This is a genomic window from Anaerohalosphaeraceae bacterium (assembly GCA_037479115.1).
Classification (GTDB): domain Bacteria; phylum Planctomycetota; class Phycisphaerae; order Sedimentisphaerales; family Anaerohalosphaeraceae; genus JAHDQI01.
On the sequence record JBBFLK010000014.1, the window covers coordinates 62,392 to 82,384 of the forward strand.

Genomic DNA, 19,993 nt, shown 5'->3' on the forward strand with positions numbered 1-19,993 from the left:
GAGCCGTTTCCGTCCGGTCCATCTGCTACAGGCCCAGTTTGTCCCGCAGATAACTCTTCACCTGGTCCAGAGGCACGCGGACCTGCTCCATACTGTCGCGATGACGAATCGTGACGGTATTGTCCTCTTTGGTCTGGCCGTCCACCGTCACACAGAAAGGCGTGCCTGCCTCATCCTGCCGACGATAGCGGCGGCCGATGGCCCCCTTTTCATCATAAAAGACCGGGAAGTACCGCTTCAAATCCTGATAGATATTCATCGCGATTTCCGGCATCCCGTCCTTCTTAACCAGCGGGAAGATGCCCGCCTTAATCGGGGCCAGCGCCGGATGAAACCGCAGCAGATTCCGCTGCTCGCCCCGCACCTCCTCCTCATCATACGCATCCACCAGAAATGCCAGCATACTGCGGTCAATCCCCGCCGACGGCTCAATCACATACGGAATGTACCGCTCCCGCGTTTCCTCATCAAAATAGGCCAGCGGCCCTTTCAGGTAATCCTCCGCTTCCTCTTTGAGGGTAATCTTCGTCAAATCCCCCTTCTTGTCGTACCATTCGTTCATCGTCCGGATGCCCCGCTGATGCTGCCGCAGGTCAAAGTCCGTGCGGTTGGCAATGCCTTCCAGCTCCTGCCAGTCGCCCGAGCCAAACGGAAACTTGTATTCAATGTCCACGCACGCCTTGGCATAATGCGCCAGCTCATCCTTGGCATGCTCCCGGAAACGCAGATTTTCCTTTCGAATGCCCAGATTGATGTACCAGTTGAAGCGCTCCTGCTTCCAGTGCTCAAACCACTCCTCATCCGTTCCCGGCTTGCAGAAAAACTCCAGTTCGGCCTGTTCAAACTCACGGGTGCGGAAGATAAACGCTTTGGTTGTCACTTCGTTGCGAAAGCTCTTGCCGATTTGGGCAATCCCGAACGGAATCTTCACACGGGTTGAATCCAGCACATTGCGGAAATTGACAAAGATGCCCTGCGCCGTTTCCGGCCGCAGAAACAGCGTCATCGTATCTTCAACATTGGCGCCCATTCGGGTTTCAAACATCAGCCGGAACGCCATCGGCTCTCCAAACTGGCCGACCGTGCCGCAGGCCGGACAAACCTTTCTCGACAGCTCCGCCGCCTTGCTCTTGGCCGACTCGAGATCGATATGTTCCGTATGCTCCTCCAGGCTGCCGTCGTGGTCCTGCAGATGGTCCACCCGCGAACGGGTGCCGCACTTTCGGCAAACCGTCACCAAATCCGCAAACTTATCGGCATGGCCGGAGGCCTTCCAAACCATCGGATGCATCAGAATCGAACAGTCCAGCCCCACCACATCATCCCGCATCTGGACGACATGCTTCCACCAGGCATTGCGGATATTGCGTTTCAATTCAACCCCCAGCGGACCGTAGTCATAGCAGCTGGCCAGCCCGCCGTAGATTTCACTGGATTGAAAGATAAACCCCCGCCGTTTGCACAGTGATACAATGTCATCCAGTTTTGCCAGTTTTGCCATAAATCCCTCACTATAGAGACTTTAAATTCGAGATAAAGAATCCATATTGTACCAAAACCCCTTACGAAGTTCAAGGCCGTTTTGGGACTGCTTTTTCAAAGACCAAAAAATCCATAGAAAAATTTTCAGAAACAGAATACAGTAATGTTCCGTCATTTTATCTATAAAAAAAGCGAGGTGGGAACGGAACGTGATTCATTTCAAATGCCCTCATTGCCGAACAGCCCTTCAGATGGAAAGCCACTATGCCGGCCAAGCCGCCCTCTGTCCAACCTGCAACGGACAGATTCTCGTGCCGTTCCCGGGGACATCCGCCAAACCAATCATCTGCATCTGCGGACACTGCAAGGCCTTGTATCAAATCCCCGCGGAACAGGCAGGCCGAGAGGTTTCCTGCCCGACCTGCCGAGAAATCACCCAAATTCCCGCGCAGGAAAATACCGTTTCTGACAGTCCAATACTTCGCTTTTCCTGCCGCTCGTGCGGACAGGGCTACTGCCTTCCTTCCCGTTACGCCGGCAGAAAATTCACTTGTCCGGCCTGCAGACATGCCTGCTTAGTCCCGACTCCCAAGCCCGTCAAAAAAGGCGAGAAAGAATTGATTCTTTTAGAGGAAAAACCCGCTCCAAAAGAAGATACCGACCTTTTCAGTCCTGAACCACCGGTTCAACAAAAAGAACCGGCCCTGTTTGACAGTCCGCCGAAACCCCAAAAATCCATTCTGCTTCACGCCCTTGCCGCATCCATCGGCATCGTCCTGGTCGTTTCCTTAACCATTTGGGTGGTAAGCCTGCTAAAAAAGGACACCGTCAATCTAAAACAGACGACCGACACCCCTTCCGCACAAAACTATCCGCAGATCGTCGATTTTTCCCGGGCTATTGTCACCCAACTCAATCGAAAATCTGATACTGTAAAGTTGATTTATTTGTTCCCGGACCAGATTCAAGTGTCAGAACAAGATATAGACTCTCTTCTAAACGCCCTGGATATCGGGCGGTTCTCCTCCCTCGAAACCATCATAGAAAAAGCACGGGTTGAACCCGGCGCTTCCTATTTTATCACAAAAACAACAGCCGTGTCCGATTCGAACCGAATGCGCATAATCCGGATTGGCCTTGTCGAAATAGAGAACAATGATGAAACTCTTTCTGTGGAACGATTGGTCTTTGGAATCTCCATTTTCGATGAAAATAGTACACTTTTGGCCTCGGCAGGTCAAAGCGACCAAAATGTATTGCTTTCCCTGCTCGACGCTACGGTCAGCAAATATGCATTCATTTCCCCGACGATTCAAAAACAGGAACGTTCTTTTTCCAAAATCTCTGAAAGGTATAAAAGGATAAAAGAAAAATATGCTTGTCCGATTACCATCGTCCTTTTGCTGTTAGGTTTGGCAACGGTTATCTCGATGACAGTCGTTTTTGATAAGGCGGGCGAGCCGGGATGGGCCGCTTTCGTACCGATTTACAATACTGTTGTCCTCGCACGCATCGGCGGAAAACCCGAATGGCTCGGCTTTCTCTGCGCTGTCAGCTTCTGGATTCCCCGTATCGGTTCTCCTGTGCATCTGCTTTTTCTGCTCTATCTTTCCGTCAGTGTCGCCAAGACATTCGGCAAAGGAACCCTTTTCGGATTCGGGCTGGTTTTCCTGCCGTTTATCTTTTTTCCAATCCTGGCCTTTTCCGAATCGGCTTATCCGCAGAACGATGTCTAACTTCTTTTGAAAGCGAATTTTGCGCTCTCGACTGTGTTTTTCTTGTTTTTTCTTTGATTCTTGAGTACGCTGAATACGTGTATATAATAATGGCAGAAACAGAATTTCGTGCTTCGCACGGTCTTGTGCTGGCCGACGGAGGCCGAGAAGACCTTCATTCGCATCTTTGGCGGGTTCGTGCGGCCGTCCAGTGCCCGGTTCTGAATCAGGTTCAGATGGGCATTGATTTTCACGTTTTGCGGGCCCTGCTGCAGGAGATTGCGGCAGCCCTGGACGACAAGCCGCTTGCGGAACACAAGGCGTTTGCCTCCGTCAACCCAACCGCGGAAATGGTAGCCAAATTTGTTTTCGACCGGCTGGCTCCGAAAATCCCTTCGCCCGGCAAACTGGCGTGGGTCGAAATCACGGAAGCCCCGGGCTGTGCGGTCCGGTACATGCAGGAATAACCCTTCAGAAGGCCGCCAAAAAGACCGATGAAGATACGAAAAACAGCCGCTTCTTAGAACGGAGAGATTATGCTTTGTCAGAGCTGCAAAACCCAGACGGCAACGATTCATCTGACGGAGATTACCAACGGACACCGTGTCGAAACACACCTGTGCCAGGCCTGCGCGCAGAAACAGGGGTTGGCCATTCAAACCCAAATCCCCCTCAATGAGCTTCTTTCAACGCTGCTGAGTGTTCCGCCGGAAGCCGCCGCGGGGACCCCGCCGAGTCTGCAGGAGCAGAAGGCCTGTCCGAGCTGCGGAATGACCCTCCAGCGGTTCAGTAAAGAAACGCTCCTGGGCTGCCCGCAGGATTACGATGTCTTCGAGAAAAACCTGCTTCCGCTGATTCTGCGGACGCAAAATGACCGGTCTGAACACTGCGGCAAGGTCCCGGCGGATGCCGGCCGGGTCCAGGAAAAACAGATGCGTCTGGCCCAGCTGCGGCGCAAACTTGAAGAGGCCGTCCGACGGGAGCAATACGAAACCGCTGCGCGTCTGCGCGATGAAATCCGGAAACTCCAATGAACATACGCGATTTGTCCAAACAGCCCAGTCCCTGGCTTCAGGAAAGCGGCCCGGCTTCCGATGTAGTCATTTCCTCGCGGATTCGCCTGGCTCGCAACCTGGCCGGCTATGAATTCAAACCCTGCCTGACTCCCTCTCGGCAGCAGGAAGTGCTGGATACCCTCAAAACCGCCCTGCTGTCGGTCCCTGCCGATGAGCCGCTGTTTTTCTTTAACATCGAAGAGGCCTCCGCCCTCGAACGCGAACTGCTGGCGGAACGCTATCTGATCAGTCTGCCGCATGCCCGCGGCGAGGGCCCGCGCGGCGTTGTCATTGCCCAAAACGAATATTTCTCCGCAATGATTAATGAAGAAGACCATTTGCGGATGCAGGTCTTTGCCTCCGGACAGCAATTGGAAAAATGCTTCGAGCACATCAGCCGGGTGGACAACCACCTCGAAACAAAGGTCCAATTCGCTTTTCACCCCCGCTACGGCTATCTGACCGCCTGCCCGACCAACCTCGGCACCGGCATCCGGGTGTCCGTCATGCTGCATCTGCCCGGGCTGAAAATGACCGGCCAGACTGAAAAGTTCTTCAACGCCGCCCGCGACTGCAATCTGGCCGTCCGCGGTCTTTTCGGAGAGGGCTCGGAAGCCGTCGGCGATTTTTACCAGCTGTCCAACCAGGTCACACTGGGGGTAACCGAACAGGAAATCGTGCAGAACTTCTCCCGCAATATCGTGCCGAAAATCGTCGAATATGAACAGGTTGCCCGGCAAAGACTGTTTGAGGACAATCCGGAAGCCGTCGAAGACAAAATCCATCGGTCTTTGGCCATTCTCCGCAGCGCCCGGCTCATCAGCTCGCAGGAGGCGCTTATCCTTCTGAGCCATGTGCGGCTGGGGATTCATACCGGACGCATCCCGGATATTCCGATTTCAAAAATCAACGAATTATTCCTGCACATACAGCCGGCTCATCTGCAGATGCAGGCAGGACGCACCCTCAGTCCGGACCATCGGGATATCCTTCGGGCCCAAATCATCCGAACAGCCCTTTGCCCAAACTAATCTGGTCTTTCCGGAAGCGGAAGCCGACAGACGGCCTCCATCTGCCGGATTGGAATCAGACCCACCACCGCCAGTTTCAGCCGACCTTGAGCATCGATAAAGAACAGACAGGGAAATCCATCCGGCAGCGAATACGGCTCCGGCAGATTGTCTATTTTTCCTATTTGAACATCAAAAGCGGCAAATGACATCTCCTTCGCAAAGGTCTCCATCTTCTCCGAAGACTCCGTCGTCAATACCAGAACGGACGGCTTGTCCCCCTCCATCCCTTCCAAGAGATGCAATATCTGGTTAATCTGGAGCCGAAACGGCTGGAACCAGGTTGCCCCGAGAAGAAGCAAACAGTCTCGGCCGCGATAATCCTCCAGCTGCCTGATTTCCCCATTCGGCAGAAAAAATGATAAACCAGGCAAGAGTCGGCCCTGCCAGTCCGGCAAAACCGGTTCCCAAGTCTTTCGGCTGTTGATGACCTCGTCAATCGACTGGTACGGCGGCTGAAACCCTCGCAGATTCTTGCTGATGAGGACTGGCAGCGGCTCATTGCCGTGTTTGGACAGTTTCCGATAATAGAGAATCACCATCCCCGCAATCAGAATCAGCAGGACCAAATAAACCGGCAGTCCCTGAATCAGAAAATAGCGCTCTTGCTTTTTCACGCAGACCATTATACGGCAAAAAAACACCGGCAGAAATAACTTTTCGCGAATTCCAAATGCTTTCCTAATAACTCGTTAACTCAGAAAGCGTATAAGAAAATAGACAAGAAAACCTAACCAGTGAGGAACCCATGCGGCCAGCCAATTGTGAACATCTGAATCTGACCGGCGAATCCACAGAAATACTCCTGCTGATTGCCGTCTTCGGAAATGAATCCGCCCGAAAAGCCGCCGTGAGTGAATTAAAAAAGCGTCGGGCTCTTCATTCCAGCTTCGAAGATGACAATCTGGTCATGACGAATTTGAGCGGCGTCTGCTGAAGGTCGCTTCCACACTGCACCCGTTGAAGGCGGGCGGAATACTGTCGTTATTAGACCATCTTTGTCCCTTTCTTCCCTCTCTCCCCTCAATTTTTTTGATTGACTTGTTCAATCACCCGGCTACACTATCCTGTCTTTTGGTACGTGAAAAAGAGAACTGTATGCTCAGGGAGACAATCCGTGGCGTATAATTGCGTAGTGCTTGCAAAACAAGTGCCGGACACCAAACGAATCACCGGCCAGGCGATGAACGAAGACGGCACCGTCAATCGAGCGGCCCTTCCGGCCATTTTCAATCCGGAAGACCTCAATGCCCTCGAGATGGCCCTTCAAATTAAGGAACAATACGGCGGAAAAGTCACCGTCATTACGATGGGACTTCCGGCAGCAGCCGAAATTCTCCGCCAATCCCTCTATCGCGGAGCTGACGACGTTATCCTGATTACAGACAAACGCTGCGCCGCCAGTGATACGCTGGCCACCAGCTATATCCTCAGCTGCGCCGTCCGCAAACTCAACCCGGATATCGTCCTGTGCGGCCGGCAGGCCATCGACGGCGACACCGCTCAGGTTGGGCCTCAGGTAGCAGAAAAACTGGGAGTTCCCCAGATTACCTACACCGAGCAGATTCTCAGTCTGAACGGAAAAACCATCACCGCCCGCCGGAGCATCGGAAACGGCTGGCAGGAAGTCCGAACCAAACTGCCGGTCCTGCTGACGGTCGTGGACACCGCCAACGAGCCCAGAATCCCGGCCGCCAAGCGCCTGATGAAATACAAATCCGCACGCTGCCGTATCGAAATCGAGGCCATGGCCAAGCAGGACCCCTCAATTGATGTTGATGCCGTCTGCAGGCAGCTGGAGCAAAAAGGACTGCTCATCCGTCAGTGGGACCTCGACATCCTCGGCGCCGACCTGAAGTGGTGCGGACGCGACGGCTCGCCCACCAAAGTCCACCGCATTCAAAGTGTCGTGCTCACCGCCAAGGAAACCAAATCCGTCGAGCCGACTCAGGAAGCCATTGAGGCGATGATTCACGAACTCATCGTGGACCATACCATCGGATAAATTGACGTATCAATCAGATTCAGCAAACAAGGATAATCAGAGATGATAGAAGTCAACAAACAGGGTGAAGTATGGGTGTTTGCCGAGCAGCATGCCGGCACGCTCGAAGACACCTCCATTGAACTGCTCAGCAAAGGACGTCAACTGGCCGACCAGCTGAAAGTTCCGCTGGCGGCGGTCCTGCTCGGAGACCGCGTCGAGCCCCTCTGCGTTCGGCTCGGTCAATACGGCGCCGACAAGGTCTATCTGGCCGAACACCCCCTGCTGAATCATTACCAGACCAGCTCCTATGCCAAGGTTCTGGACGAGCTGATTCACAAACACAAACCACAGATTATGCTCTATGGAGCTACGCCGGTCGGACGCGACCTGGCCCCGCGTGTGGCCAGCGCCCTGAAGGCGGGACTGACTGCCGACTGCACGGACCTGCAGATTGGACGGCACGAAATCCCCAGCACCGGCAAGGTCTATGAGAACCTGCTCCTGCAGATTCGTCCGGCCTTCGGCGGCAACATTATCGCCACGATTATCAACTACGACCGCTGGCCGCAGATGGCCACCGTTCGCGAAGGCGTGATGCCCATGCCCGAACCGGACGGACGCCGCAAGGCCCAAATCGTTCGCGAAAACATCTCTTTGCTGCCGGACGACCTGATGCTGGAGATTCTGGCCGAACACCGCCAGCCCAAAAAGGTCAATCTGAAGGCCTCCCGCATTATCGTGGCCGGCGGCGCCGGGGTCGGCAGCAAAGAAAACTTCAAACTTATCTGGGACCTGGCCCACTGTCTGGGCGGGGCCCCCGCCGCCACCCGAGCCGCGGTGGACCTGGGCTTTATCGACCGCGACCATCAGGTCGGACAGACCGGCACTACCGTCCGTCCGGTACTGTACATCGCCGTCGGCATCAGCGGGGCCATTCAGCACCAGGCCGGAATGAGCGGCAGCCAGAAAATTATTGCGATCAACAATGACCCGGAGGCCCCCATCTTTCAGATCGCCCACTACAAAATTCTCGGCGATTTGAATCAGGTCGTTCCGATGATGATTAAGGCCATCCGGGAAAAAGTATAAATTCAAACAACCAACGCCTGTTTTGAGGAAGAACAGATGGGCAATTTTTATCGAGATAATGACGACATTCAGTTCCTGATGAAGCATATTGATTTGGGCGAGCTGGCCAACTTTATGGAGCGGGGGTTCCGCTTCGCCGGCAAATTTGATACCGCCCCTGCCAACGCCCAGGAGGCCGTCACCAACTACGACCTCGTTCTGGACGCCCTGGGCCAGCTCAGCGCCGACTTTATCGCCCCCCGCAGCGAGGGAATCGACCGGCAGGGAAGCACCCTGCTGGAAAACGGCACCGTTAAATACGCCGACGGCATCGCCGAATCCCTTCAGGCCCTGGCCAAAGCCGATGTGATGGGCTTTACGCTGCCTCACGAATACGGCGGACTGAATTTCCCCAGTCTGGTGTACTCGGCGGCCATCGAAATCGTCTCCCGGGCCGATGCATCCCTGATGAACCTGTTCGGTCTGCAGGGCATCGCTGAGACCATCAACTTCTTCGCAGATGAAGAAATCAAACGGCAATATCTGCCGCAGTTCGCTGCCGGCAAGGTCACCGGCGCGATGGTCCTGACCGAGCCCGATGCCGGCTCCGACCTGCAGGCCTGCAAGCTGCGGGCCTTTCAGGATGCCCAGGGCAACTGGTATCTGCACGGTGTCAAGCGATTCATTACCAACGGCTGCGGCGAGGTGCTGCTGGTGCTGGCCCGCTCCGAACCGGACCGCAGCGGCGGTCTGGGCCTGAGTCTGTTCCTGTGCGAACGAGGCCCCACCGTGCGGGTTCGCCGGCTGGAGGACAAACTCGGCATTCACGGCTCGCCCACCTGCGAGCTGTTCTTTGACAATACGCCCTGCCGGCTTATCGGCGAACGCCAGCGCGGGCTGGTAACATATGTGATGAGCCTGATGAACGGCGCCCGCATCGGCATCGCCGCCCAGTCGATGGGCATTGCCGAAGCGGCCTACCGCATCGCCCGCGATTACGCCCACAGCCGCAAGCAGTTCGGCGGCCCCATCGAAAAACTGCCCGCCGTGCGGGATATGGTCATCGACATGAAAACCCAGATTGAGGCGGGAAGAGCCCTGCTCTATGAAACCAGCCGCATCGTGGATCACGAGGTCGGCCTGACCAAAATCAGCGAGGACCCGACCGAATCGCCCGAAGCCCAGAAAGAAGCCAAACAGCGGCTGCGCACCATCAAGCGCATCGCGGCCATGCTGACGCCGATGAGCAAATATTACTGCTCCGAGATGTGCAACCGCGTCACATATGACACCATTCAGGTGCTCGGCGGAAGCGGATACATGCGCGATTATGCCTGCGAACGGCTGGCTCGCGACGCCCGCATCACCACCATCTACGAAGGCACCAGCCAGCTGCAGATTGTGGCGGCCGTCCGCGGTGTGTGCGGCGGGGCCTGTGAAAAATATCTGGCCGAACTGGCCGCTCTGCCCTATGCGGATTCCGTCAGGGATCTGCTGGACCTGCTGGCGGAGGGAACGCAGCAGCTGTTCAAGGCCGTCGCCTTCGTCAAGGAAGCCGGCGTTGATTATATGGATTTGTTCGGACGACAGCTGGTGGACATCGCCATTGCACTGATTAACGGCTATCTGCTCTGCGGACAGGCCTCCAGCCGCGTCCAGATGCAGGTGCCCATCGCCGATGATGCCTCCAACGGCTCCGGAAAAACCGTTCCGATGACCGAGCGAAAACTGATGCTGGCACGGCGGTACATCACACGCAATGCTCCCAAAATCCGCGCCTGGGCCGAAGAAGTCTGCTCCGGCGACAAATCCACGTTCAAAGAATATGAGGTTCTCGCCGGGCCGGTTCCTGAACTCGGATAACAGCGCCGGGGCGGGACGGCAGGTCAGCTCGACGGTGAACAGGGAGAAAACGGGACGATGCTCAGAGCCGTAATCTTTGATTTTGACGGTGTCATCGCCGATTCGGAGTTTCTGCATTACAAGGCGCTCAATCAGATCTTCGAAAAATACGGCGTTTCCGTCCCCAAAGAAGTTCACTGGCAGAAATATCTCGGCTACACTGACATCGAAAACATTCAGGCCGTCTCTGAAGACTACAGGATGAATCTGACGCCGGAGCAGATTCACCAGATGGCTCGTCAAAAAGCTGAGCTGTTCAAGCAGCTGGCACGGGAGGAAACCGCTATCCTCGACGGGGTGGAAACGCTCATCGAAACCCTCAAAGCGCACAACATCCGACGAGCCGTCTGTTCGGGGGCGCTGCGGGAGGATATTGAACAAATGCTGGCCGGCAGCGACCTGCTCAATGCCTTTGATGTAATGGTCACAGCGGAAGACGTGAAAAAAGGCAAACCGGACCCCGAAGGCTACCTTCTGGCCCTGAAAAAACTCAACCAAAAGCAATCCCAGCCGATTCAGCCCGGCGAATGTGTTGTCATTGAAGATTCCCATTGGGGTCTGGCCGCCGCGGCCGCCGCCGGAATGCATCGAGTCGCCGTCACCAATACCTATCCGGCCGAGCAGCTCAGGGAGAAAGCCGAACGAGTTGTCTCTTCTCTGGAAGAACTGACCATCGACGACCTCCGGGATATGTGTAAATAAATATCCGTTTTATCTTTATAGTGCAACTATTTGTTTCACCCCGTCTTTCTCTTTTGCCAGATGTCTCACACAAAAATAACACAACTTATCCCTGTTAAAAACAAGGGCTTAAGACACCTTGACTTGACTTTTCCGTTATCTTGACTATACTTATTTGTTCTCTTTTCGACGTCTTTTCATTTCCGCATCTCCGGAATTAAACGTTTCTGAAGAGAAGAAGCGGTATTTTTTTGTTTTTAACAGAGTGGAATTTGTTTGATGCATTGAAAGAACGTAACGCAATTGGCCGGCTCTTTTGATTACAGTTTGATAAGCCGAATTCAGCAGGCCAACGACATTGTCGATGTGGTCTCTGAACACCTTCGCCTCGACAAGAAAGGCAAGGAACTGGTTGGGTTATGTCCATTTCACAGTGACCATCGGCCGAGTCTCTATGTCAGCCCCGCCAAGCAGATTTTTAAATGCTTTGCCTGCGGGGCAGGCGGCGATGTCCTGAAGTTTGTCCAAATGCGGGAAAATCTGACCTTCCCACAGGCGGTTGAGCGCCTTGCCCAGCGGGCGGGGATCGCCCTGGACCCTTCCTGGAAAAAGCGGCAATCCGCCGGAAATGAACCCAGCGCGGAAACCCTTGCCAGAATCAATCGATGGGCGATGCAGGTCTGGCAGCAGAATCTCTGGCATCCGGAAAAAGGCGCGGCGGCTCGACAATATCTGGAACAACGCAAAATCGCCAAAGACATTGCACGACAATGGAATCTCGGTCTGGCTTTGGACAGCTGGGATGACCTGACCGCCAGGGCCGCCATCGCAAAGATAAAATCGGCTCTTCTTGTTTCCGCCGGCCTTTCTGTGCCTAAAGACACCGGGGGCGTGTATGACAAATTCCGCAATCGCCTGATGTTCCCCATTCTGGACGTCAGCGGACGTGTTATCGGTTTCGGCGGACGCACATTGGCCAACGACCCCGCCAAATACATGAATTCGCCGAGCACCCTTCTTTTCGACAAAAGCCGCTGCCTTTACGGACTGTATCAGGCCCGGCATGCCGTCGTCGAAAGCGGAACCGCCGTGGTCGTCGAGGGCTACACAGATGCCCTGATGGCGCACCAGCACGGCATCCGAAACGTTGTTGCCACACTCGGCACCAGCTTTACGGAAGGACATGCCCATCTGCTCCGCCGGTTTGCCAAACGAATCATTCTGCTTTTTGACAGCGACACGGCCGGCCGAGCCGCGGCGGAGCGGGCCCTGGAAATCTGCCTTTCCGAAAAAATCGATATCCGGATGGCCTTTGTCCCGGAAGGAAAAGACCCCTGTGATTACATTCTCCAGGCCGGACCGGAGGCCTTCAAAAGGGTTCTGGACAACGCCCAGGATATTTTTGAGTATTCCTGGAAGCGTCTTCAGGAACAAGTTGAACAAAGCGACACCTTGAGGGACCGCGCCGAGGCCGCCCGCACCTTTCTCCAGCATGTGGCCGCCGGCATTACCACCGGAAAAATCGACACCATTTCCCGGACGATCCTGCTGAGCCGACTGAGCAGTCTCCTGAATGTTCCGGTCAGCCGAATTGAGGCCGAACTGAAAAAAATCATCAAAAAAAGTGAAATTTCCAATCCGGATGAACCGAAAAATCCCTCTTCCGTTCATTATATTATAGAGGCACAGCGGGAAGTCCTTCGGGCCCTTCTGAATGAGCCGGGCCTGATGGCCGAAGAGGAGGGAAAAATTCAATCGGAACTCTTTACGGAGCCGATACTTAAAGAAATTGCGGATGTCCTTTTGACCGCCCTTTGCGACGGGCTGGAGCCCACAATTGCTCAGCTGTGCGGGCATTTTGAATCGCCCCAGACGGCCCAGACAATTGTGCAGCTGTATGAAGAAGGACAGCAGACCGGACACCTCCGCTCACGTCTTCACAAAGCCCTGGAGGTTTTGCGGGAAGACCTGCGGATTCGGGAAAAAGAGGCCTTCAAAGCCGCCGCCACAGGCAGCGATGACCAGGCCCTGCGAAAAGTCGATGAAATAGCAAGAACCCAGAAAGGAAACCCGCGCTCCGGTATCTTGAAATTGTAAAATGGAACAACCGGACGCCGGACACAGAAAACGAACAGGAGTTCCATGCAGCCCAAGAAATACAGACACGAGGAGAACCCGGACGAGATTTTTGACCTGACGGACGAATTCGGGGATGAAGACCCTGAAATCGACGAGGCGCTCGACGCCATTCCGGATACGGATGATGAGCTGCCCGAAGCCGATGCGGACAGCCCGCTCGACGATGCGGAGCCGAACCCGCCTTCCCTGCCGATTCCGCAGGGAGACGGCCGGGAAAGCGACCAGCCCGACCGGATTCGTCTGATTGAAGAGCGCATCGCCGCCATCATTCGAAAAGGAAAAGAAAAAGGATACTTAACCTACGAAGAAATCAATGACGACCTGCCCGATGAGGTCATCAGCCCGGCCCGGCTGGACAACCTGCTGATGACGCTCGACGAAGCCGGTGTGCAGCTCATCGACGAGACAGACCTGCCGCGTCATCGGAAAGAAGCCCGGGAGGAAACCGACGAAGAATTTGCCAAAGAGGCGGAAATCGATGAAGACCTGCTCCTGGAGGACCATCTGGAGGAAGGAGAGGGCCGCCGCATCGACGACCCGGTGCGGATGTATCTGACCCAGATGGGCGAAATCCCCCTGCTGACGCGGGAGGAGGAAATCAGTCTGGCCCGTAAAATCGAGTTCACCCGGCTGGCCTTCCGCCGCAAGGTTCTCGAGTGCGACTACTGCGCCCGGCACGCCGTCGAAATCCTCCAGCAGGTTGATGACGGCTCTCTGCCTTTTGACCGAACGATGAAAATGGGCAGCGGCGAATCCGAGGTCCGCGCCTTCGTGAAAAATCGGATGCCGCAGAACCTCGAGACCGTCACCAAGCTGCTGAACCGCAATCAGGAGCTTTTTGCCGCCTCGATGGCCTGTTCGTCCCTCGATGAGGCCAAAAAATACATCCGTCAGATTCACCGCAACCGCCGCAAAATTGCCACGCTGCTGGAGGAGCTTTCGCTGCGGACCAGCCGCATCCAGCCGATGATGAAAAAACTGGAGGGCATCCACTCCAAGATGCTCCAGCTGCAGGCCGCCATCGAGGCCGGCCCCAGCCGCGACCACAGCGAAGAAGACATCCGCGCGATGAAGCAGGAGCTGCAGGGGCTGCAGGAACTGGTGCTGGAGACGCCGCGGCAGCTGTCCAAGCGTCTGCGGGCCATTCGAGCAGTCTTCTCCCAGTATGAAGACGCCAAGCGTCGGCTGGCCGGCGGCAACCTGCGTCTGGTGGTCTCCATCGCCAAGAAATACCGCAACCGCGGATTGAGCTTTCTGGACATTATTCAGGAAGGCAACACGGGCCTGATGCGGGCCGTGGACAAATACGAGTATCGGCGCGGCTACAAGTTCAGCACCTACGCCACCTGGTGGATTCGTCAGGCCATCACCCGCGCCATCGCCGACCATGCCCGCACCATCCGCATCCCCGTCCATATGATTGAGACGATGAGCAAACTGCGCACCATCAGCAAGAATCTGCTGCAGAAGCTCGGACGCGAACCCACCATCGAAGAAATCGCTGAAGAAGCCAAGATGTCCATCGCCGAGACGCGCCGCGTGATGAAAATCAGCAAGCATCCGTTCAGCCTCGACCGGCCCATCGGCGAAAGCGAAGACAGCTACTTCGGCGACTTTATCGAAGATGAAAGCGTCGAATCCCCTGTCCAGTCCGCGGCGCAGGAAATGCTCAAGGAACGAATCGACGAGGTCCTCAAAACTCTCACGTACCGCGAGCGGGAAATCATCAAGCTCCGCTACGGCATCGGAGACGGATACACTTATACCCTCGAAGAGGTCGGGCGAATTTTCAAGGTCACCCGGGAGCGTGTCCGGCAGGTAGAGGCCAAGGCCATCCGGAAACTCCAGCATCCGGTCCGCTCCCGCCGGCTGGAAGGATTTCTGGACGGCAAACCTTCGCTGCCGCCGGACCCGTCCGCATGAGATGAACGGACCGCGGAAACCGCTGCCTTCCCGCATCCGAACCTTTGCTTTCCGGCGGACTGTGTATCGGCAGAAAATCTATGCAAAACAAAAAAGGGCGGATATTCCGGCTCAGATGCATCCTGCTGCTGACTGCAGCAGAAGCGATGCTTTGCGCTGCGGCCGGGGTGGAAAACGACTGCAATTGCCCCTCCCGCCAAACCGCTGAACCCTTTTCCCTTCAGCAGGCGGAACGAACGCTCCTGATGGGCTATGTGGATAAGGGCGATTTTGAAACCGCCCTGTCACTGCTCGAGCGGTCCGGCCGGCGGGAGGAGGACTTTCATCGGAATCTCCGCACGCTCCTGGCCCGCTATAAGACCTTTCAGGAGGACTGGCGGCGGCAGAATCAGCAGGCCCTCGAGAAACTGCACCAGAGAATCGAACAGATTCGGAGCGACCCCAATCAGCTCTCCGCGCGTCCGGAGGAAATCCTTTCTCTGCTGATTCAGAGCCGAAAAGACAATCCGGACAGGGCCGATTTTCTGTCCGATCCCTTTGTCGTTTCACTAACCGAAGCAATCCGCCGAAACATCCTTCGCCTGCAGTCACAGGGCGAATATGAAAAGGCCTGGCGGACCGGTCTGCGGGTGCTCCTGGCCGCCGACTCCGACAATCCGGCTCTGCAGCAGGAAAAAGCCGACCTGCTGTCCAAAATCGCCGTTGAGAAAAAACTCACCGCCTCTCTTTGCCCGGGGCAGAGCGACCCCTACGCCGCTGTCGAGGCCGACATCTTCTTTGAAGCCCTCCGCCGGCTCGACCAAAAATATTTCATTCCTCTGAATTATTCGGCCCTTAGCCGCCGGGTTCTCACCTGCGCCCGGCACCTTGGGGAGGTGCTCGCCTCCGGACGAAAGGATTTTCTTTATACCCCAGACCCCAATACGCTGACCGCCTGGAATCAGCAGCTGAACAATTTGCAGGAATCTTCACCCCAGCCCCCAACTGACCTCCCGGCCTTTCTCGAACAAATCCGCGCCCTGCTGGACCTGAACCGCTCGACCCTTCGGCTGCCGGAAGGTTTCCTCGTGCAGCTGCTCGCGGAAGCCGTCTTTGAGGAACTGGACCCTTACACTGAAATTGTCTGGCCCGCCCGAAGCGAAGATTTTGACAAACAGATGAGCGGAGAATTCGCCGGCGTGGGCATTCGGATTGCCCGCCAGGACGGCCGGCTGACCATCATCGAAATCGTTCCCAAATCTCCCGCAGAGGAATCCGGCCGGCTGCAGGTGGGCGATGTCGTCACCGCCGTGGACGGGACCCCGACGGAACCGCTGTCCCTCGACTGTGCCGTCCGCCTGATTTCCGGACCGGCAGGCACCGCCGTTTCCCTGACCATCCGACGGCAGGAACAAGAGCAGACGGTCACGCTTCTTCGCCGCAAAATTGTTCTGCCCTCGCTGCACGGCAACACATCCCCGCTCGAGCAGCCCCTGAAAACCAACGACGGTCTGAGCGCCTATCAGATTGATGCCGATCCGCGCATCGCCTATATTCGGCTGAGCGGTTTTCGAAAAGACACCGCACAGACCCTGCAGCAGATTCTGGAAAAACTTCACGCCAACGGGCTGCGCGGCCTGCTGCTGGACCTTCGCTCCAACAGCGGCGGACTGCTCGATGCGGCCGTCGGCGTCGCAGACCTGTTCCTCGAAAACGGCATTATTGTGCGAACCTGCACACGGGAGGGCATCGAGCAGGAAATCACGGCCGCCGCCGGCGCGCTTCCGCCGGATATCCCGATGGCCGTTCTGGTGGATGAAGGCACCGCCAGCGGGGCGGAAATCCTGGCCGGCGCCCTGGCCGCTCCGCACGCCTCCCGCGCCGTTCTGGTCGGAACCCGCACTTACGGCAAAGGCACGGTTCAGGAGGTCGAAACCCTTCCGAACGGCTGCCGGCTCAAATACACCCGCGGCATCTATCAGCTGTCCGACGGGCGGGAGGTTCCCAATCGCTATCAGCGGCTCAAACAGAACCGAACCGACTGGGGTCTGCTGCCGGATGTCCTTGTGGAAACCGGTGAACCGCAGCTGGAAAAGGCCCGCCAGGCCCGCCGCAATCTCGAGCAATTCTTCCGTGAAACCCAGGACAAAAGCCCCCCGCAGATTCAGCAGGACCTTCTGCCGCTGCTGGAGGAGCTCGTCAGCTCCGACCCGCCGCTGGCCGCCGGCCTGACTATCGTCAAAGCCAAAATCCTGGCCGCTGAATTTCCTCTGCTCTCCCCGCCGGCCCCGAATGTGCCTGTGTCCGCTTCCGCCGCCGACCCGAATCTGTGAAACATTCCGGGCCTGCAGGCGTAGAAAAAAGAGAAAATAAAAAAGAGAAAGTCGCCGTATGACGGATTTTATACAGGCATTTTGGTCCACACTGGCCCAGATGTCTCCCTATCTGCTGTTCGGTTTTTTTGCGGCAGGTTTGCTGAGCATCTGGATTTCGCCCGCCCTGGTGGAACGGCATCTGGGCGGACGCGGTTTCGGCGCGGTCGTCAAGGCCTCGCTGTTCGGCATTCCCCTGCCGCTGTGCTCCTGCGGCGTGATTCCGGTCACGATGTCGCTGTACAAACACGGCGCCGGGCGCGGGGCGGCCGTGTCGTTTCTTTTGTCCACGCCGCAAACCGGTGTGGACAGCATCTTCGTGACCTATTCCCTGCTGGGGCCCTTTTTTGCCGTTCTGCGTCCCATCGCGGCGTTTCTGACCGGCCTCTTGGGCGGCGGACTGGTCAATCTCTTTGACCCGGCCGACAGCGGCGCGGCGAACTCCTCCAAAGCCTGCTCGGACGACTGCTGCTCCAAAAATGAAAAGAAACCGCCCAAATGGAAACGGATGCTTCGCCACGGCTTTGTGACCCTGCCGACCGACATCGGTCTGCCGATGCTCATCGGCCTGTGCATCGCCGCCGCCATCTCCGTCTGGGTGCCCGATGACCTGTTCGCCGTCCGTCTGGCCGCCGGCAGCAATCTGCTGGCCATGATTGCAATGATGTTCGTCGGCATCCCGATTTACGTCTGCGCCACCGCTTCGGTGCCGATTGCCGCCGCTCTGATTGCCAAGGGCCTTTCTCCCGGTGCAGCCCTGGTCTTCCTGATGACCGGTCCGGCCACCAACGCCGCAGGACTCTCGACACTCTGGGGTGTGCTCGGCCCGCGGTCCGCTCTGCTGTATCTGTTTTCCGCCGCATCCTGTGCCCTGGCAAGCGGACTGATTGTCGATGCCTTCCTGCCCCGCCAAAAAGCCGTAGAAATGATGCACCATCACAGCACCGCCCTGCCGGCATGGGCGGGCCATCTGTCCGCCCTCATCCTGCTGGCGCTTCTGCTGGTCGGAATCGCCCGCAAATACGCCCGAAAAGCCGAATAGCCCGCCGGGCTACTCCTCCTCCAGCATCTTCTTTCGACGCAGGATATGATGATAATGCTGTGCAAACCGATGCGCCTCATCGCGGACGTACTGAAGCAGCTTTCGCACCGGCGACACCGCCGACAGCCGCAGCGGCTCCGTGCGGCCCGGCAGATAAATCAGCTCCTCCCTCTTGGCAATCGCCGCCAGATTCGGCATCGGCGCCCCCATCGTCCGCAGGGCCTCTTCGGCCGCGTGCAGCTGCCCGAGCCCGCCGTCAATCAGCACCAAATCCGGCCAGAGCTCCTCGCCCGCCAGCGCGTGTCTATACCGCCGGCTGATGACCTCCGCCATCGCCGCAAAGTCATCCGAGGAGCCCGCCGCCCGGATGCGAAACCGCCGATAGCCCTCCTTAAACGGCTTGCCGTCGATGAACTGCACCATCGCCCCGACCGTCTCGCTGCCGGCCAGATGGGCAATATCAAACCCCTCAATAATCCGGATCGGCTGCGGGCTTTTGAGCAGATGCTGAAGTTTTTCCAGCGCCTCCGTCGGGTCCTGAAAGAATACCTCCGGCTGCACGTGCTCCTCCACGGTGCCGCGTTTGTCCAGATTCTCCAAAAGCCGAATCCGGTCCCGCAGCCGGGCCGCTTCTTCGAAATCCTGCCGCTTCGAGGCCTCCTGCATCCGCCGGCGGAGCCCCTCAATATACGACGAGCGCTTCGAGCCCAGAAACCGAATCAAATCGCGTATCTGCCGGCGGTAATCCTCGCGGCTGACCTTGTCCGCACACGGTGCGGTGCACTGGCGGATATGATACAAAAGGCACGGCCGGAAAAACCGCCGCTTCGGGTCATCCGAGCGAATCTCCAGCGTGCACGTGCGAAACAGAAAAATCTTCTGCAGAAGCCCCAGCACCTGCCGCAGGTCGCGCACGGCCGTAAACGGCCCGAACAGCCGGCTGCGGGGGTTGGGACTGCGCGTGATATAGACACCCGGGAAATCTTCGCGCGTTGTGATTTCCAGATAGGGAAAGGTCTTGGAATCCTTTAAATCCGTATTATACGGCGGGTGAATGTCCTTAATCAGGCGGGCCTCCTGCAGAATGGCCTCCGCCTCGCCGGCCGTTTCCAGATAGTCCACATCCGCCACCCGGCTGAGCATCTCGGCTATCCACGGGCCGCGGGTCTCGGCCAGATTGGCCCCGGGCTGAAAGTAGCTGCTCACCCGCGCGCGGAGATTCTTGCCCTTGCCGATATAGAGCACCTTCTCCTCGGCATCCTTCATAAAATACAGCCCCGGTCCCGTGGGAAACGTGCGGATTTTCTCCCGCAGGGCCTGCAGTTTGTCTTCTGAAAGCGCCATCGGAGAAGATTATACCAGACCGCAGGCCTCAAAGGGAGTCGGAGGAAACGGAAATCCGAAGCATGAAATACGAAATTCAAATCTCGAAATCCGAAACAATTCACCACGGATTTCACCGATGACACGGATTAGGAAAGGAAAGAAAAAAGGCACCGAAAGAGAAAAGCAAATGGATTTGTAGGATAACTGCTGACTGATAACTGCTCACTGATGACTGATAACTGGTCACTGGCC

At 56.6% G+C, this 19,993-nt stretch carries 16 protein-coding genes; 13 read left to right on the forward strand and 3 right to left on the reverse strand.

The window, feature by feature from the left end:
* Nucleotides 1-25: 25 nt before the first annotated feature.
* Nucleotides 26-1,501: a glycine--tRNA ligase gene (locus tag WHS88_08205; GenBank protein MEJ5260154.1), complete on the reverse strand. Its 1,476-nt coding sequence runs from the start codon at nt 1,499-1,501 to the stop codon at nt 26-28.
* 190 nt (nt 1,502-1,691) lie between these two features.
* Here WHS88_08205 and WHS88_08210 point away from each other — a divergent pair, with 190 nt between their 5' ends.
* From WHS88_08210 to WHS88_08225, 4 genes are all read left to right on the forward strand, one after another.
* Nucleotides 1,692-3,218 (forward strand): DUF5684 domain-containing protein, encoded by a 1,527-nt coding sequence (locus tag WHS88_08210; protein MEJ5260155.1) that lies wholly within the window; start codon nt 1,692-1,694, stop codon nt 3,216-3,218.
* Nucleotides 3,219-3,307: 89 nt separating this feature from the next.
* Nucleotides 3,308-3,664 carry a 6-carboxytetrahydropterin synthase gene (locus WHS88_08215; GenBank protein ID MEJ5260156.1) on the forward strand — a complete coding sequence of 119 codons (357 nt, stop codon included), beginning with the start codon at nt 3,308-3,310 and terminating at the stop codon, nt 3,662-3,664.
* Between the two features lie 69 nt (nt 3,665-3,733).
* Nucleotides 3,734-4,231: a UvrB/UvrC motif-containing protein gene (locus tag WHS88_08220; GenBank protein ID MEJ5260157.1), complete on the forward strand. Its 498-nt coding sequence runs from the start codon at nt 3,734-3,736 to the stop codon at nt 4,229-4,231.
* On the forward strand, nt 4,228-5,283 hold the full coding sequence (locus WHS88_08225) for a protein arginine kinase (protein MEJ5260158.1): 1,056 nt from the start codon (nt 4,228-4,230) through the stop codon (nt 5,281-5,283). Before WHS88_08220 ends, WHS88_08225 begins: the two co-directional genes overlap by 4 nt.
* Here WHS88_08225 and WHS88_08230 read toward each other — a convergent pair.
* On the reverse strand, nt 5,280-5,939 hold the full coding sequence (locus tag WHS88_08230; protein ID MEJ5260159.1) for a hypothetical protein: 660 nt from the start codon (nt 5,937-5,939) through the stop codon (nt 5,280-5,282). The genes WHS88_08225 and WHS88_08230 overlap by 4 nt on opposite strands.
* Nucleotides 5,940-6,070: 131 nt before the next feature.
* Here WHS88_08230 and WHS88_08235 point away from each other — a divergent pair, with 131 nt between their 5' ends.
* The 9 genes from WHS88_08235 to WHS88_08275 all read left to right on the forward strand — a co-directional run bounded on the left by WHS88_08235 (nt 6,071) and on the right by WHS88_08275 (nt 18,415).
* Nucleotides 6,071-6,259: a hypothetical protein gene (locus WHS88_08235; GenBank protein MEJ5260160.1), complete on the forward strand. Its 189-nt coding sequence runs from the start codon at nt 6,071-6,073 to the stop codon at nt 6,257-6,259.
* Between the two features lie 180 nt (nt 6,260-6,439).
* On the forward strand, nt 6,440-7,327 hold the full coding sequence (locus tag WHS88_08240; GenBank protein ID MEJ5260161.1) for an electron transfer flavoprotein subunit beta/FixA family protein: 888 nt from the start codon (nt 6,440-6,442) through the stop codon (nt 7,325-7,327).
* 42 nt (nt 7,328-7,369) lie between these two features.
* Nucleotides 7,370-8,398: an electron transfer flavoprotein subunit alpha/FixB family protein gene (locus WHS88_08245; GenBank protein ID MEJ5260162.1), complete on the forward strand. Its 1,029-nt coding sequence runs from the start codon at nt 7,370-7,372 to the stop codon at nt 8,396-8,398.
* 36 nt (nt 8,399-8,434) lie between these two features.
* A complete protein-coding gene (locus tag WHS88_08250) occupies nt 8,435-10,240 on the forward strand; it encodes an acyl-CoA dehydrogenase family protein (GenBank protein ID MEJ5260163.1) in 1,806 nt (601 codons plus the stop codon).
* A gap of 57 nt (nt 10,241-10,297) precedes the next feature.
* A complete protein-coding gene (locus tag WHS88_08255) occupies nt 10,298-10,981 on the forward strand; it encodes an HAD family phosphatase (protein MEJ5260164.1) in 684 nt (227 codons plus the stop codon).
* 282 nt (nt 10,982-11,263) lie between these two features.
* A complete protein-coding gene (dnaG, locus tag WHS88_08260; GenBank protein MEJ5260165.1) occupies nt 11,264-13,057 on the forward strand; it encodes a DNA primase in 1,794 nt (597 codons plus the stop codon).
* 45 nt (nt 13,058-13,102) lie between these two features.
* Nucleotides 13,103-15,022: an RNA polymerase sigma factor RpoD gene (gene rpoD, locus WHS88_08265; GenBank protein MEJ5260166.1), complete on the forward strand. Its 1,920-nt coding sequence runs from the start codon at nt 13,103-13,105 to the stop codon at nt 15,020-15,022.
* Between the two features lie 80 nt (nt 15,023-15,102).
* Nucleotides 15,103-17,334: a S41 family peptidase gene (locus WHS88_08270; GenBank protein ID MEJ5260167.1), complete on the forward strand. Its 2,232-nt coding sequence runs from the start codon at nt 15,103-15,105 to the stop codon at nt 17,332-17,334.
* 58 nt (nt 17,335-17,392) lie between these two features.
* Entirely contained in the window at nt 17,393-18,415 is a 1,023-nt protein-coding gene (locus WHS88_08275) for an SO_0444 family Cu/Zn efflux transporter (GenBank protein MEJ5260168.1), read from the forward strand.
* A gap of 9 nt (nt 18,416-18,424) precedes the next feature.
* Here the strand turns inward: WHS88_08275 and WHS88_08280 are convergent, their stop codons facing one another.
* A complete protein-coding gene (locus WHS88_08280) occupies nt 18,425-19,759 on the reverse strand; it encodes an excinuclease ABC subunit UvrC (GenBank protein ID MEJ5260169.1) in 1,335 nt (444 codons plus the stop codon).
* Nucleotides 19,760-19,993: the final 234 nt, after the last annotated feature.